The sequence below is a fragment of the Fischerella thermalis PCC 7521 genome, assembly GCF_000317225.1.
In the GTDB taxonomy this organism is placed as follows: domain Bacteria; phylum Cyanobacteriota; class Cyanobacteriia; order Cyanobacteriales; family Nostocaceae; genus Fischerella; species Fischerella thermalis.
Genome location: NZ_AJLL01000077.1, coordinates 107,584 through 122,376, shown reverse-complemented (window position 1 = coordinate 122,376; position 14,793 = coordinate 107,584). Strand labels below are relative to the sequence as shown.

General features: G+C 41.5%; 10 protein-coding genes and 1 pseudogene. 2 read left to right on the top strand and 9 right to left on the bottom strand.

Translation table 11 applies throughout. From position 1 onward, the window contains the following. Positions 1-149: 149 nt before the first annotated feature. Positions 150-356 (top strand): hypothetical protein, encoded by a 207-nt coding sequence (locus tag UYK_RS0116625; RefSeq protein ID WP_009455160.1) that lies wholly within the window; start codon positions 150-152, stop codon positions 354-356. Between the two features lie 171 nt (positions 357-527). Here the strand turns inward: UYK_RS0116625 and rpsU are convergent, their stop codons facing one another. The 4 genes from rpsU to ffh all read right to left on the bottom strand — a co-directional run bounded on the left by rpsU (position 528) and on the right by ffh (position 3,533). Beyond that, positions 528-704 carry a 30S ribosomal protein S21 gene (rpsU, locus tag UYK_RS0116620; protein WP_009455158.1) on the bottom strand — a complete coding sequence of 59 codons (177 nt, stop codon included), beginning with the start codon at positions 702-704 and terminating at the stop codon, positions 528-530. A 263-nt stretch (positions 705-967) separates the two neighbouring features. Next, entirely contained in the window at positions 968-1,396 is a 429-nt protein-coding gene (locus tag UYK_RS0116615; RefSeq protein ID WP_009455156.1) for a KH domain-containing protein, read from the bottom strand. Next, the gene (gene rpsP, locus UYK_RS0116610; RefSeq protein ID WP_009455154.1) at positions 1,359-1,619 is read right to left on the bottom strand and encodes a 30S ribosomal protein S16; all 261 of its coding nucleotides are present in this window, start codon (positions 1,617-1,619) and stop codon (positions 1,359-1,361) included. The genes UYK_RS0116615 and rpsP overlap by 38 nt, the downstream gene beginning before the upstream one ends. 453 nt (positions 1,620-2,072) lie before the next feature. Continuing rightward, a complete protein-coding gene (gene ffh, locus UYK_RS0116605) occupies positions 2,073-3,533 on the bottom strand; it encodes a signal recognition particle protein (RefSeq protein ID WP_009455152.1) in 1,461 nt (486 codons plus the stop codon). Positions 3,534-4,782: 1,249 nt separating this feature from the next. Here ffh and UYK_RS0116600 point away from each other — a divergent pair. Then, positions 4,783-6,108, top strand: a complete 1,326-nt coding sequence (locus tag UYK_RS0116600; protein ID WP_016871797.1) for a pentapeptide repeat-containing protein — start codon at positions 4,783-4,785, stop codon at positions 6,106-6,108. 577 nt (positions 6,109-6,685) lie between these two features. On the opposite strand, the gene UYK_RS0116595 is transcribed toward UYK_RS0116600, so the two are convergent. From UYK_RS0116595 to UYK_RS0116575, 5 genes and pseudogenes are all read right to left on the bottom strand, one after another. Then, positions 6,686-8,929 (bottom strand): molybdopterin oxidoreductase family protein, encoded by a 2,244-nt coding sequence (locus tag UYK_RS0116595; RefSeq protein WP_016871796.1) that lies wholly within the window; start codon positions 8,927-8,929, stop codon positions 6,686-6,688. 500 nt (positions 8,930-9,429) lie between these two features. Beyond that, the gene (locus UYK_RS0116590) at positions 9,430-10,932 is read right to left on the bottom strand and encodes a NarK family nitrate/nitrite MFS transporter (protein ID WP_009455138.1); all 1,503 of its coding nucleotides are present in this window, start codon (positions 10,930-10,932) and stop codon (positions 9,430-9,432) included. Continuing rightward, a pseudogene (locus UYK_RS24330) lies at positions 10,889-11,350 on the bottom strand (nitrate ABC transporter permease); the annotation flags it as partial. The pseudogene UYK_RS24330 and the gene UYK_RS0116590, both read right to left, overlap by 44 nt. 248 nt (positions 11,351-11,598) lie before the next feature. After that, complete coding sequence (locus UYK_RS0116580) at positions 11,599-12,924, bottom strand: CmpA/NrtA family ABC transporter substrate-binding protein (protein ID WP_009455121.1); 1,326 nt, start codon at positions 12,922-12,924, stop codon at positions 11,599-11,601. A gap of 100 nt (positions 12,925-13,024) precedes the next feature. After that, entirely contained in the window at positions 13,025-14,650 is a 1,626-nt protein-coding gene (locus UYK_RS0116575) for a ferredoxin--nitrite reductase (RefSeq protein ID WP_016871793.1), read from the bottom strand. Positions 14,651-14,793: the final 143 nt, after the last annotated feature.

Genomic DNA, 14,793 nt, shown 5'->3' with positions numbered 1-14,793 from the left:
TTCATGGCAAAGCTCGTGAAATTTTTTCATCGCAACTGCCCTCTGCCTTTCCGAAGGGTAGATAAAAAATAATTTACTTTGTTTAAGTTCTACTTTTATAATTATCAATTTCTTAGTTCTTTCTAACTTACGCCTGATGTGAATTGAATATGGAGACGCAATATTCCTTGCGCCTGGTAAAAAACGTTTTTTTAGAAATCGACCACCGATACACACCGATAAACACAGATAACACAGATGGATCTTTCATGGGTGGTTGGGTGGTCATTGGTTTGTTGAGTATTTCCCATGATCTATTAGCGCCTTTGTTAATTCACATTAGACGTAACTTAGAATTTCCAATCTTCTGGTTCTAAAGGGTTAATAAAATCTACAAAACCCCACCCCTGTTTAGGGGTTTTTAGGGGTGGGAAAGTCAAGCATCTCTACTTTTAGAGGTTCGGCTACAACAAGTGTTTGCAAACCTCCAATCAAGCTGTCAACTTTGTAGTTAATTGCTAACTACAGACTGCTGAAAGCTTTTAGTTTTAGTAGCGACTACCTTTACGTGCAGCCTCCTCTTTACGCTTACGACGCAGACTAGGTTTTTCGTATCTTTCGCGACGCTTGACTTCAGATAAAATTCCAGCTTTTTGAATTTTCTTTTTAAAGCGTCTTAGTGCCGAGTCAATCGACTCATTTTCACCTAAACGGACTTCAGCCACTCTCTGGTTTCACCTCCTTACAGAGATTATCTGAGTCACTTACTCCATTTGTACACCACAAGTAATATCTACTAGTGGCAGAGTTTTATTTGTAAAGTACCCACAACCAAACCTTGTGGTTATAGTTGGGTTCTCCTGTCTCATTGGCAGATGCCATGTTGGGTACACTCATGATCGAGTAACCGGATTTGATTCCGGGGTCATGGTCTTAGTCTGCCTTTGTGCTTTGTTGATTTTTAACCCCATTTTTTCCGTAGTTTAGACTAGCGGGAACGAGATTTAATCACAGGACGGCTTCCGTTAGTGCGTCTTTCCCTTGATTTCGAGGGCAATCGCTCTTCTCCCTCTTCTTCAAAAGCTGCGCTCTCTCGACCAACACCATTGCTGCCATATATATCTAAGTATACTGAGTGACCAGCAGCTTCAGCAGCAGCAGCAATGACTGTACGAATCGCCTGGATATTGCGTCCTCCCCTACCAAACACTTTACCTTTGTCTGTGCTTTCAAAAGCGATGCGAATCCAAGCCCGCTTGCGGGTGTGATACATTTCACAATCGACGCTCAAAGACTCAGGAGATTCTAAAAACGGCTGCATTAAAAAACGTACTAACCCAACGTAGTCAGGACTTACTTTTGGGGATTTTGTAACAAACTTAGGAAGCGGCTTTTGCACTGACCTGTTCAAAGACATTGGCTTTCTGTAGGATGCGACGCACGGTGTCAGTTGGTTGGGCACCTTGTTGTAGTCGCTTGACGATCCCGGGAACATCCAGTCGTACTTCATCGGTTCTGGGGTTATAGTATCCCAGTTCTTCCAGGGGACGACCATCGCGGCGAGCAAGGCTGTTAATAGCAATTATGCGATAGCTCGCTTCCCGCTTTTTACCGTATCGCTTCAAGCGCAGTTTAATCATGATTGAGGGACTATTCTCCTATTGTTAGCAATGAGTTGGCAGATAGTTAATAAGGATTTGGGTCAGGGGTAAGGGGTATGGGGAGTAGGGAGAATAGGGAGAATAGGGAGAGTAGGGAGAGTAGGGAAGAAAATACTTTTTGATCTTCTTCCACTCCTCCTACCCCTCACACTTTTCCCACTCCCCCACTTCTTCATCTTCCAATTTCTCCACCATCAAGTTTTTCTTTTGTCCTTTAACCTTGTACCCGACTCTTGCAAAAGTGACTTTTACAAGAAATTTAATTTGTTCATCAGTTTGTGTTAGTTCCTCTTTTAAAGAAGATCATAACTTGCATACTGAAATGCTAATTTTAGCACTTGCACGAGCTTAACTGCTATTAGTCAATTGTCATGTGTCATTTGTTGTTTGTCAAAAGCCAATGACTAATAACTAATAGTTAATGACCATTGACTATAAAGTACCAAAACCTTTCTTCTTTTTGTCCTTCTTGGGCTTCTTTTTGGCACTAGCACCGCCACTATAACCCCGCCATCCGGGAGGAGTAGGACGATTGCCACCGGCAGCTAGAGGATTGCCCATACCGCCGCCAAACATTCCCGGCATCCCAGGAAAGCTACCCTGACCCATTTGCTGCATAAGAGAACGCATCTTTTGGAAGTCACTTACTAGCTTACTAACATCCGCTTCTTTATACCCACTTCCACCCGCAATCCGCCGTCGTCGGCTAGGTGAACTAGCCAATAAATCTGGATTTTTGCGTTCTTCTTGGGTCATGGAATTGATCATTGCTTCACAGCGTTTGAGCTGAGTTTCTCCTTGCTGCAACTGATCACTGCTAAGTTTGTTCATCCCTGGAATTAACTTCAGGATGCCGCCCAAAGAACCCATGTTTTTCAACAAACGTAGTTGCTTGAGAAAGTCGGTAAAGTCGAACTTGGCCGCAAGAATTTTTTCTTGCATTTTCTCGGCATCAGCCAAGTCAAACTCTTCTTGGGCTTTTTCCACCAAAGTAAGAACATCGCCCATACCCAGAATTCGCGAAGCCATGCGATCGGGATAAAATGGTTGCAGAGCCTCAACTTTCTCGCCAACACCAACAAACTTAATTGGCGCTCCTGAGATTCTGCGTACTGATAACGCTGCCCCTCCACGACTATCACCATCCAGCTTGGTGAGAATTGCACCAGTAATGCCAATTTGTTCGTGAAAAGTACGAGTCAAATTAGCTGCTTCTTGACCAGTCATCGCGTCCACAACCAAGAGGGTTTCGTGGGGTTGGACGACTTCTTTGATCCGAGCTAGTTCTGCCATCATATCTGCGTCTATTTGCAGACGTCCGGCTGTATCAATAATTACGGTATCGAATTTTTCGGCTCTGCCGCGCTCTACACCCAAACGAGCTATTTCTACAGGATCAGCGTCACTTCCCATCTCAAACACTGGTACGTCAATTTGTTTACCCAGTGTTACCAACTGCTCGATCGCTGCTGGACGATAAACGTCTGTTGCTACCATCAAGCAAGTACGATCAATTTTACGTAGGTGTAAAGCCAGCTTAGCAGTCGCAGTGGTTTTACCAGTTCCCTGCAACCCAGCCATTAAAACTATCGTGGGTGGATTTTGCGCTTGTACCAGGGGTACATTTGTTTCCCCCATGACCTGCACCAACTCATCGTAAACAATTTTGATGAACTGTTGGTCAGGACGCACGCCAGCAATAACCTCGGCTCCCTGTGCCTTAGCTTCAACTTCGCTAATAAATTCTTTAACTACCTGGAGATTGACATCTGCCTCCAACAGGGCGCGGCGGACTTCCCGTAAAGCATCCTGAATATTAGATTGGGAAATTTTGTCCTGTCCCCGCAGTTTTTTCCAAGCAGCTTCTAAACGGTCAGCAAGTGCATCAAACATAGCAATTAATTTTGTTTACAGGTAGTTAGCTAGTGATATAACAGTCATCAGTTATTCAGTAAAGAGTGCATCGTCGTTTGGATTTAAGTCCCTGAACAATTAGTCGAAAGCTTTGCTGACAGGTTTAAATCCTCGACTATAGATCTGTTCACTGATAACTGTTCACTGTTCACTGGTGTATGGGCTTTTGCCTGAGACAGACTTTAGCCAATTCTAAATCACAAGACCAGAAATTCTGGTAGATTTTTGAAGGTGCTATTTACCAGCTTAGTAGTTTTGCTCTCCAAGTGTTGCCATAAAATACCCATGTACTTGGATGTAGAGATAATGAAATTTATACTTAGAATATTTTTTACTTCAATATTTTTGAGAATAATCAAAACTGATTAAGTACAAAACATTATAAGTAAGCTCTTGTGTTGTCATCAAATTATTGTGTCAACCTAAATTATATCTCTTCCCTTGTGAGATGGAGCTAATTCCGACGTTTTTTATTTTGCTCTCATTGATGGGTCTCAATTTAAATTTATTATGTAAATAAGCGTTTTCAACAAATAGCTATTTAGAGCTATTGTCAGATAAGTTTTTAGATATCGAAATTTGAAGGCAAAATAACACTTACTATATTGTAGTTTCTTTTAAAAGACAAATACTGAGACAGCAAGAGCTAAATTACCATTATTTGGCAGTATAGCAATATTACTATACTTCTATATAATCGATTATATAACTTTGAATCAATCTCAAGCTGGACAGTCATACGATAAATCACACAGCGATCGCACAAAAATCTCTTCCCCGGTCTCTATGCTTAAGGTAAATGACTTAGATTAATAATTTTATAGTATCTTGATTTTTAGTACAAATTAGCCTATGCAGGCTAAATCAAAAACAAAACTGTATCGAAAAAAATAATTTTTGCCTATTGACATCTGGAAAGTTTCAGATAAAAGTGTAAAAATTATTACTGCTTATCATGGGTTAAATTCTATCAATTTATTCTTAATTCATTCTGGATTGCTGATCTAGAAGGCATATTCTAATTAATTTTTGAATTAAGTAATAGATTTTATCAATTTTTTTACTCTTAAATTTTAATTGGTAAACATAGCCTTTATTTTCTAAAATTATACTAGTTTTAGTATAAAAGGTTGTGAATTTTCAGACGAATAAAAATTGATATTTTCACTCATAGTTATCTTTGAGATTAATTTTAGTTTCTTTTCAGTAAAGAAGGGAGGATTTTAGCATGACTATAGCCAATCGAAAAAAGATTAATTTTAGTAGAAAAGCCAAATCAAAATTAATTTTAACGGTTTTGCAAATGACTTTAGTTAGCTTAGGTTTTCTAGTGATGCTGCTGATCACAAATGGTGAACCATCGATATTTGTAATAGTTTTGAGTTTTATATTAGCCAGTTTTTTTGTTGTTTTTAATCAACAAATATTGTTAAATAAATCAACAAAAAAAATATTAAAAATTTTTGGGATAAAATCATTATTATTTAATAACAGCAATATTAAGAATTTGAAAATCAAACCAAATCAAGAAAATGATGTGAACCAAAATATACTTCAAAAAAAGATCAATCAGGAAATAATACAAAAAAAGATCAATCAGGAAATAATACGCCAAGATTTAAATACTGCAAGCTTAATTCTTGCTAACTTAAGCGATGCTGAATTGGTGGGTGTTAATCTTAGCAATGCCTACCTGAATGGAGCGAATCTCAGTGGTGCTAACCTCAGTGAGGCTAATCTTAACTACGCTAACCTCAGTGATGCTAATCTTAGGGGTACAAACCTTTCGAGTGTTCAATTAGTAAGTGCTAATCTTAGTAGCGTTCAACTAATAGGTGCTGATCTCAGCAATGCGAATCTTGAACATACCAATCTTAGTAGTGCCGACTTGAGCAATGCTGAATTAGTGGGTGTAAACCTCAGCAGTGCTAACCTTAGTGATGCTCGGTTTATGAGTGCAAATCTTACTAATGGTAATCTAAGTGGTGTGTATTTGTGGAATGGTAATTTGAACAACGCTAAATTGGTAAATACAGACTTAAGTAATGCTTATATGAGCAGTGCTAAGTTAAATCATGCCAATCTTAGCTGTGCTGTTCTCAAAAATGCTCAGTTGAGTGGAGCCAAACTGAGAAATGCCAACCTGAAGAATGCCAACCTCTATGGTACCCAGTTATTAGGTGCTAGATTAGATCATGCAAATTTAGAAAATGCAAATTTAGAAGGTGCAAATTTAGAAGGTGCTGACTTGCGTGGAGCCAATTTGAGTGGTGCAAACTTAAAGTCTGTGAAAATTAACCAGGCAACAAAGTTAGATTATAAATGGCGTTTAGTCTGGGAAATTTTAAATCATAAAAATAAGCACACAGATTTAAGAAATGCCGATTTTGAGGATGCAAATCTCCAAGGTGCTGACTTGAGAAATACTGATTTGAGTAATGTCAAATTTACACGGGCGAAAGTAGATAATGCTCTGTTTGGCTATAATCAGGGACTTTCTTTGGAGATGAAGCTAGAGTTAAAACTACGAGGGGCTGTGTTTGAAGATGAGTAAAAGGCGATCGCTTCTTTGGTGAGAGTTTTTGTAAACCAGCGTGTTTGTTTCTGCCATGACTAGCAATATCTCAGGGCAGTTTCATAAAATTTTGTCTACATTTTGTAGAGACGTAGCATTGCTACGTCTCTAGGCACATTGCTACGTCTCTAGGCACATTGCTACGTCTCTAGGCACATTGCTACGTCTCTAGGCACATTGCTACGTCTCTAGGCACATTGCTACGTCTCTAGGCACATTGCTACGTCTGTAGGCATTGCTACGTCTGGTCACACCCGTAAATTGTAAATTCATATTTTGATTCAGCAGCGCCAGAAAATTTTAATTAATTCCTTCCATCCAGAGATATTTATGTTAATAACCGCAAAGGACACAAAGAACACAAAGAGTTTAATTAGTAAGAATTGGTGATTTATATTGTCGTATGAAACCACCCTGCTTTTTCTTATCCCCGACCTTCAATCTCTATTTTCTAGTCAGCAAGGCTAAAATTTAGGCTTTATTGTGGTGTTCAGACCATTTGCCAACTTAAAGTGAACTACTAAACACCGTACCCGTAAGAGTCGGTGTTTTTAATTTAGATTTTTGCAGCGATTGACACTTTGGCGTTAACTGTTAACTCAGCCGTAACTGGTATTAACTGCACTGCACAGGCTTTTAATTCTGGTTGTAGAGAATCGGGGCAAGATTCAGGATGGGTGAGGGCATTAGCTTCGGCGTTGTCTGCCCACAGTGCCCCCCAATGCATGGGGACAAACACTGTACCAGGGGCGATCGCTTTGGTGATTTTGGCGGGGAAGAAAGTTTTAGAACGGCGCGATCGCACTTCCACTAATTGGTTATCAGTAATTTCTAATCTAGCGGCATCACGGGGATGAATTTCTATAAATGGTTCGGGGTGCATTTGCCGAGTTTTTTCAATTCGACCGGTACGTGTCAGGGTGTGCCAATGTCCGTAAAGTCTACCAGTGGTAAGCACAAAAGGATAATCAGGATCTGGTGGTTCTGCTAGTCCCCGCGAGTGATATGCCCCAAACCTGGCGCGTCCGTCGGGGGTGTGAAAGCGGAGGTTGGTGTATAGCCTTTTGGATGACGGAGTGCTGGGACTTTTGTGATGGGGTGGTGGGGTGAAATTTATCTCCCCATCTCCAGTTCTCCCCATCTCCTCAGCAGGATGGGGCCATTGAGTCGGGCCTTGGGATCGCAATTGCTCATGACTTAAGCCTGTCATATCGCAGGGGCGATCGCGAGTTAATTTGACAAACTCTGCATAAACTTCGGCAGAGTTAGCAAAGGCGAATTCTCCGACAAAACCCAATCTCCGCCCAACTTCAGCAAAGATTTCCCAATCTGCTTTCGCTTCCCCTGGTGGACGGCGAAATGCTCGACACAGGGTAACTGTACGTTCAGAATTGGTCATGACGCCAGTTTTCTCACTCCATTGGGCAGCGGGTAGGAGGACATGAGCGTAAGTAGCAGTTTCTGTGGGGTAATAGGCGTCTTGGTAAATAGTAAAAGGCGATCGCATCAACGCTGCTTTGGTTCGTTCCAAATCTGGCATACTCACAGCCGGATTGGTAGCAGCGATCCACAGTAAACCCACAGTCCCATCTTCCAAGCCAGTAATCATATCCCAAGCCGTCAAACCGGGATTGGGTGAAATTTGCCCCCGCTTCAGTCCCCAAAATTCTTCTACTTCCGCGCGGTGCTGGGGATTTTTCACCAAGCGATAACCAGGTAACAAATGGGCTAATCCTCCCGCTTCTCTACCTCCCATGGCGTTGGGTTGACCTGTGAGGGAAAATGGCCCCGCCCCTGGCTTGCCAATCTGTCCGGTCATCAAGTGCAGATTAATAATTGTTCTAACCTTGGCTGTACCTTCGGAAGATTGATTCACACCCATTGACCACAAGGACAGGACACGTTGTGATTCTCCCCAGTACCTAGCTGCTGTTTCCAAATCTTTGATATCGATCCCGCAGCGGTCAGCTACTATTTCTGGAGAATAATGACAGATGACCTCAGCATAGGCCGGAAAGTTGCTGGTACAGTCATCAATAAACCCGACATCAATGTAGTTCCAACGCATCAACAAATGAGCAATGCCATTTAACAAATCGATATCTGTACCAGGACGAATCGCTAAATGTAAATCAGCAGCTTCTGCGGTGGGTGTACGACGAGGATCAACCACAATCATTTTTACCTTACGGTTTCTTTTGTGGTATTTCTCCAGTCGGTTGAAAACAATGGGGTGACATTCAGCAGTGTTAGTACCAATTAAGAATGCACAGTCAGTTAACTCCAAGTCTTCGTAGCAGCAGGGAGGACCATCTGCACCAAAGCTTTGGATGTAACCAGCTACAGCACTAGACATGCACAAGCGGGAGTTAGCATCAAAATTATTGCTACCCAAGCATCCTTTCAGTAGTTTCTGGGCTATGTAGTAGTCCTCAGTTTGAAACTGACCAGAACCATACATGCATATTGCTTCTGGCCCCTGAGTGAAACGCACAGCTTGAATGCGTTTGGTGATCAAATCAAAAGCTTCATCCCAACTCACGCGTCGAAACTTCTGGTCTAGGGAGTCACGCACCATTGGATAATGCAGTCTGTTTTTATCTAGAGACTCAGCGATCGTTGCACCTTTAACGCAAACCATGCCTTGACTAGATGGATGGGCTTTGTCACCCCGCACCCGCCAAATTGGATTCCCTTGACTATCTCGATGAGTTGCTTTGCCAGGTTGTGCTGGAGGTGAAACTTCTAGACCACAGCCAACACCACAGTAAGGACAGAGTGTTTTAGTAACTTCAGTCATATATAATTACACCGTTTTCACTGATTTTTTAAATATTGAAATTCCAGGTTAATAGAATAGGAACTCAGCTAAATTTGGTGTTTTTAAACCATAGAAAGTATCAACTAAATGCCCGTCAAAAAATATTTGAATTTAGCATGGATAAAAATTGCTAATTTGAGTTATGACAAACCCATACTTCAGCTTATATATATTTTGATAAACTACTAAAATAAGTCTTTATAACTATTAGATATCAATTCAAACAAACAAAATGTTTATCCTGATACACTTTTAAAATTTGTCTGAATATTTTTCTATTTACTAGATAATTTTTATTTTATAAATATGACCGACGCACACTCTATAAATTCTTGGCGTTCTTGGTCTCTTGGCGGTTAAAAAAGTTAATTAATTTAATTATACTTGGTCATTCTATTTAAATTATGAAAATTGAGAGCCACAGATACCCTACTTCTTAGAGAAGTCGGGAATCTGATTTCGCGGAGTGAAAAATAATGCTATTCTTCTGTGAAGATTGTAGACCTTTTAGTTGGTGTTTCTGCTAACTCACCTTCATAGGCACCAGCAAAAGAATCTTTGGGTTCTTTGAGGAAAAAGCCACACATAAAAGCACAAATCATTGCGGCTATACCCATTGTAGAAAACAGTGTTGAGGCGTCGGTTAAGCTAAAAATCGTCAGATAAACAACCCCACCAAAATTACCGTAAGCGCCTACATTACCTGCGATTTGTCCTGTGGCCTCTTTTTTAATTAGAGGTGCGATACTATAGGTTGCGCCACAGCCAGCTTGAGCAAAATAAGCAGCAAACATTGTCACAGCGATCGCTAAAGGAATCGGCCAGCTACTGTTAATAAAATGTGCCATCAAATAACCGACAGCAATTCCGCCGCTAATGATTGTCATCGTCCATTTCCGAGAGCCAAACTTATCAGAAATTAAGCCACCACTGGGACGAGAAATTAAATTCAAAAATGGGTAGGCAGCGGCAATCATCCCAGCGACTACATGCTCCAAACCAAAGGTTTTTTCAAAGAAGGCAGGTAGCATGGAAACTACAGCAAGTTCAGAGCCAAAATTGGTAACGTAAGTGAACTCTAGTAATGCTACTTGTCTAAACTGATAACGTTCTGAAGGAGGATAAGTTTTCTTGCCAATTAAAAGTTCTTTATTGACTTGATAAGCTTTATAAGTTTGGTAAGCAAACAATCCTGCTAACAGCAACCAAACCAAATACATTTGGCTTTGGGTTAAAAAGTGAATATTTTTTTGTGCCAAGCGCCAAGCTAATAAACCGAGAGCAAAAATTAAACCAAAATTGGAGATAATCAGCGCCCAAAAGCTTTTCACACTGGTTACTTCCAAAGCACCATTTTTCTTGGGACGCTTGTAGACTTTACCAACAGGCGTATCTTGAACACTGTTGTAATAAATTAGACCGTAAATTGCAGCAATGATACCTGTAAGAGCGATCGCAAATCGCCAATTAGAAGCACCACCATTCATAAAACTGGCAGCAACTGCAATTGTTGGTAAAGTAAACTCTGCTCCAAAAGCGCCAAAATTACCCCAACCACCGTAAATGCCTTGGGCAATACCAATTTCTTTGGGGGGGAACCATTCCGACACCATGCGGATACCCACCACAAATCCAGCGCCAACAATACCCATCAACAAGCGACTAATGACTAAATGCTCAAAATTCTGTGATAGTGCCGTCGCTAAGCAAGGAACAGAGGCAAAGATGAGTAGTAAAGAATAGGTAATTCTCGGACCAAAACGATCCAGCAGCATACCAATGATAATGCGTGCTGGAATAGTTAAAGCGAGGTTACAGATACCCAAAGTTTTGATTTGCTCTGGTGTCAGGTTTAGCTGTTTGCCAATGGTTGTTGCAAAGGGAGCAAAGTTAAACCAGCATACAAAAGTGAGAAAGAAAGCAAACCAAGTCAAATGTAAGATGCGGTAGCGACCGTTGAATGAAAATAATCCTTTTAGCATAAGGTGTTAGTGGTTGGTGGTTGTACCAGACGTGCCATGGTAACACTTGGAAGATGGGGTCTACGGCTGAATAGAGTAATTTATTAGCACCAATTAAAATTCCTAAGAAAATTCCCACAATTGCTGCTAGAGAAAAGCCCAAACCAACTCTTCCCAAACTATTTAGTATTTGCCAGCCTAAGCCTTTATCGCTTTCACCATTATCAAAAAATGGATGAATGATAAAAGGATCCCAAGTTTCCGAGAAGGTTTCTATTGGTCCGGGTAATTTAAAATTAGGATTTAAACAAAGTATTTGCCAAATGACTAGAAAGATAATTAGTGCTACCGCTGGTGGTACAACTTTTTTCAAAATTATTTTAGAAATCTGCTTGCGGGGATTTTTTCTAATCGTGCGGCTTCCAAGGGTAGCTGTCATTTTCTAATTTCTCCGATTGCGCTCCAAGTTGACTTGATATAAGTTTTTGCAGTTATGAAAAAGGGACTAGTTTTCTAGCTAGACTCTTATGGGTAATTGCCTACAACCAGGAAATAAATTGAACGAACACCGATGAACACAGATGAACACAGATGAACATAGATGGATTGTGGGTTGGGTGTTAAGTTTATCTCTAATCCCTGATTCCCGATCCCCAATCCCCGATTTTCTAGCCTGAAACTAAATCACTACACCTTCTTGATTTTTAAACTGCTCAAGTATGCTTCTGGTTTATCTGGATCGAATTTGACGCCATCAAAGAATGTCTCAACTCCACGAGAAACGCTGGTAGGAATTTCAGAATCATCTACGCCAATTGCTTTGGCAGCTTTTTTCCACAGATCTTCTCTGTTAACTTGGTCTACGATTTCTTTAACTTTGGTATCTTTTGGCAAATAGCCCCAGCGAATTTCTTCTGTTAAAAACCAAAGATCATGGCTCTTGTAAGGATAGGAAGCATTATCTGCCCAGAATTTCATCCGGTGTGGGAAGTTTTGTTGGGTGCGTCCATCACCGTAATCAATGTTGCCTTTAGACCGTTCGAGAATATCTGTAACAGCAACGTTAAAATATTTGCGGTCGGAACAGATTTTGCACATTTCTTCTTTATTTTCTGCTTGATCGCACCACTGCTGGGCTTCCATAATTGCCATTAGTAATGCTTCTGTGGCATTGGGATTTTTATCAACCCAATCTTTGCGCATTGCAAAGGCTTTTTCTGGATGATCTTTCCACAATTCGCCTGTAACTAAGGCTGTGTAACCCAATTTTTGGCTTACTAATTGAGCATTCCAAGGTTCTCCCACGCAGAAAGCATCGACAGTACCAACTTTCATATTTGCCACCATTTGTGGTGGTGGTACGGGTTCTAAAACTACATCTTGATCAGGATTGATTCCGCCTGCTGCTAGCCAGTAGCGCATCCACAAATCATGGGTACCGCCAGGAAAGGTCATAGCAACCTTCATCACTTGTTTGTTGGCTTTGGCTTGATCAGCAGCTTGTTTCAGCGCTTTGCTTTGTAAGCCGACTTTCAAATCTTTCAATTTGTTGGCAGCAGAGATACCCTGACCATTAGTGTTTAGTCGTGCCAAGATATACATTGGCACTTTATCGTTGATGGTCATCAGGTAAGGCATGGGACTGAGGATGTGCGCGCCATCAATACCATCGCCAGCTGAACCGATTTTCAAGTTGTCACGGGTGACAGGCCAAGATTTTTGCTTCACCACCTCCACATCTGTCATTCCGTATTTGGCAAAGAAACCTTTTTCCTTGGCAATGATTAGGGGTGCAGCATCAGTTAGTGGTATGAAGCCTAATTTGGCTTTTGTTGTTTCGACTTTGGGAGCGTTAGCTACTGTAGAGACATTAGCTGCTGTGGTTGCACTTGGTTTGTCGCCACCTGTTGTTGCTGACTGAGAACCACCGGAGGAGCAACCGTGAGCCAGGATAGAAGCAGCAGCCGCGGTACTTGCAGTGAGAATAAATTTTCTTCTGGAAAGATTGCTCATTTGTTTTGTTGTTAGGTGTTTGTTGTTTGTTGTTTGTTGTTAGTGGTTAGTTAATTGGTAATCGGTATTTTTTCCATTACCAATTACCAGTTACCCACTATTAATGAGTGACTAAGGCTTCTTGCCTGGGTTTGGCTCCGAAATGCTGAATCAATAAGTCTCGCAATACTGGTTGCAAGTCTTCACAGGGAATCCCTTTTTGGACGCAGGTTCCCAGATGTGCTTCTTTGCCGACTTTCCCGCCCATGTAGATGTCAACGCCTTCTACAGCTTTGCCGTTTTTCCGGGCTTTGGTTCCCATCAAGCCGATGTCTGCTACTTGGGGTTGTCCGCAGGAGTTGGGGCAACCAGTCCAATGAATTCGCACCGGACGAGTTAGTTCTAAATCCTCTTCTAAGGCTTTGATGATGTTCAAGGCGCGGTTTTTGGTTTCAATGAGGGCAAAGTTGCAAAATTGAGCGCCTGTACAGGAAACGAGCGATCGCCTTAGTGGTTGGGGATCAATACTGAATTTCTCTAGTAATGGTTCTGCTAAAAATAACACTAAGCGGGAATCAGGAATATTGGGGATAATAACGTTCTGCTCTACGGTCAACCTGATTTCACTGTTACCGTACACATCCGCTAAACGTGCAATTTCAAACATGTCTTCGGCTGTCAACCGACCAACGGGAATGTGTAATCCTACGTAGTTTAATTCTGGTTGTTTTTGTTTGTATACGCCGATATGGTCACGTTTTTCCCAATCAATTTCGTCTTTGGGTGCTGCTGGTAATAACGGTTTACCCAAACGCTGTTCGACTTCTGAGCGAAATTTCTCTAAACCCCATTCGTCGATTAACCACATCAGCCGCGATTTTTGACGGTTGGCACGTAAGCCGTGATCGCGAAAAACCTCTAAGACGGCTCTACATACGGCAACTACATCTGCTGGTGAAACCCAAGCATCCAGGGGAATGGCAGCTTCACAGCGTTTAGCAGAAAAGAATCCACCCACTAAGATATTAAATCCAAAGACTTTGCTGCTGGAGTTATAGGGAGTTGGGGTGAAATCTTTTTCCCCATCTCCCAATCTCCCCACCTCCCCATATTCATGAAATGCTGGTACAAAAGCTAAATCGTTAATCTCTGCGTGAACGGAATTATCCCGTCCTCCGGTGATGGCAATATTAAACTTCCGTGGTAGATTAGTAAACTCTGGGTTACCTTGGCCTTTGTTGGTAAGCATGTCTTGAATCTGTTGCACCAACTCGCGCGTGTCGAACAACTCATCAGCATCTAATCCTGCCACGGGATCGCCAGTAATGTTGCGGACGTTGTCCATTCCTGACTGCACACTGGTTAAGCCCACTGTATGAAATTTATGAAAAATTTCTGGTAAATCCTCAATCCGAATGCCTCGTAATTGAATATTCTGCCTAGTAGTAATGTCAGCACTGCCGTCATCACCATAACGCTGCACTACTTCAGCTAGTACTCGCATTTGAGCAGCTGTGACAATACCATTTGGCATCCGCATCCGCATCATGAATTTGCCGGGAGTGACTGGGCGAAAAAATACCCCTACCCACTTCAAACGGTGATCGCGATCGGTTTCGTCCATTGCCTCCCACCCAATAGAGGCAAATTTCTCTATCTCTGCCTTGACGGCGAGTCCATCTTTTTCTGCCTTAAATTTCTCGAATTTATTGAGGCTGGCCGTGACGGTAGTTACTGCTTCTGTCATGATTAGTTATTAATCATCAGTCATTTAGATATTGGCCATTAGTCGTCGGTCATTAGCCTGACACTAATGACAAAGAACAAATGACAAAGGACTTAGATATTTGATCAGTTGGTCAATTCTTCCGGGATACTGAATCTTAATAT

Bases quoted from the DNA above. Each gene is read 5' to 3' on its own strand.
- UYK_RS0116625 (WP_009455160.1), top strand. From the start codon at position 150: ATGGAGACGCAATATTCCTTGCGCCTGGTAAAAAACGTTTTTTTAGAA.
- UYK_RS0116615 (WP_009455156.1), bottom strand. From the start codon at position 1,396: ATGTCTTTGAACAGGTCAGTGCAAAAGCCGCTTCCTAAGTTTGTTACA.
- rpsP (WP_009455154.1), bottom strand. From the start codon at position 1,619: ATGATTAAACTGCGCTTGAAGCGATACGGTAAAAAGCGGGAAGCGAGC.
- ffh (WP_009455152.1), bottom strand. From the start codon at position 3,533: ATGTTTGATGCACTTGCTGACCGTTTAGAAGCTGCTTGGAAAAAACTG.
- UYK_RS0116600 (WP_016871797.1), top strand. From the start codon at position 4,783: ATGACTATAGCCAATCGAAAAAAGATTAATTTTAGTAGAAAAGCCAAA.
- UYK_RS0116595 (WP_016871796.1), bottom strand. From the start codon at position 8,929: ATGACTGAAGTTACTAAAACACTCTGTCCTTACTGTGGTGTTGGCTGT.
- UYK_RS0116590 (WP_009455138.1), bottom strand. From the start codon at position 10,932: ATGCTAAAAGGATTATTTTCATTCAACGGTCGCTACCGCATCTTACAT.
- UYK_RS0116580 (WP_009455121.1), bottom strand. From the start codon at position 12,924: ATGAGCAATCTTTCCAGAAGAAAATTTATTCTCACTGCAAGTACCGCG.
- UYK_RS0116575 (WP_016871793.1), bottom strand. From the start codon at position 14,650: ATGACAGAAGCAGTAACTACCGTCACGGCCAGCCTCAATAAATTCGAG.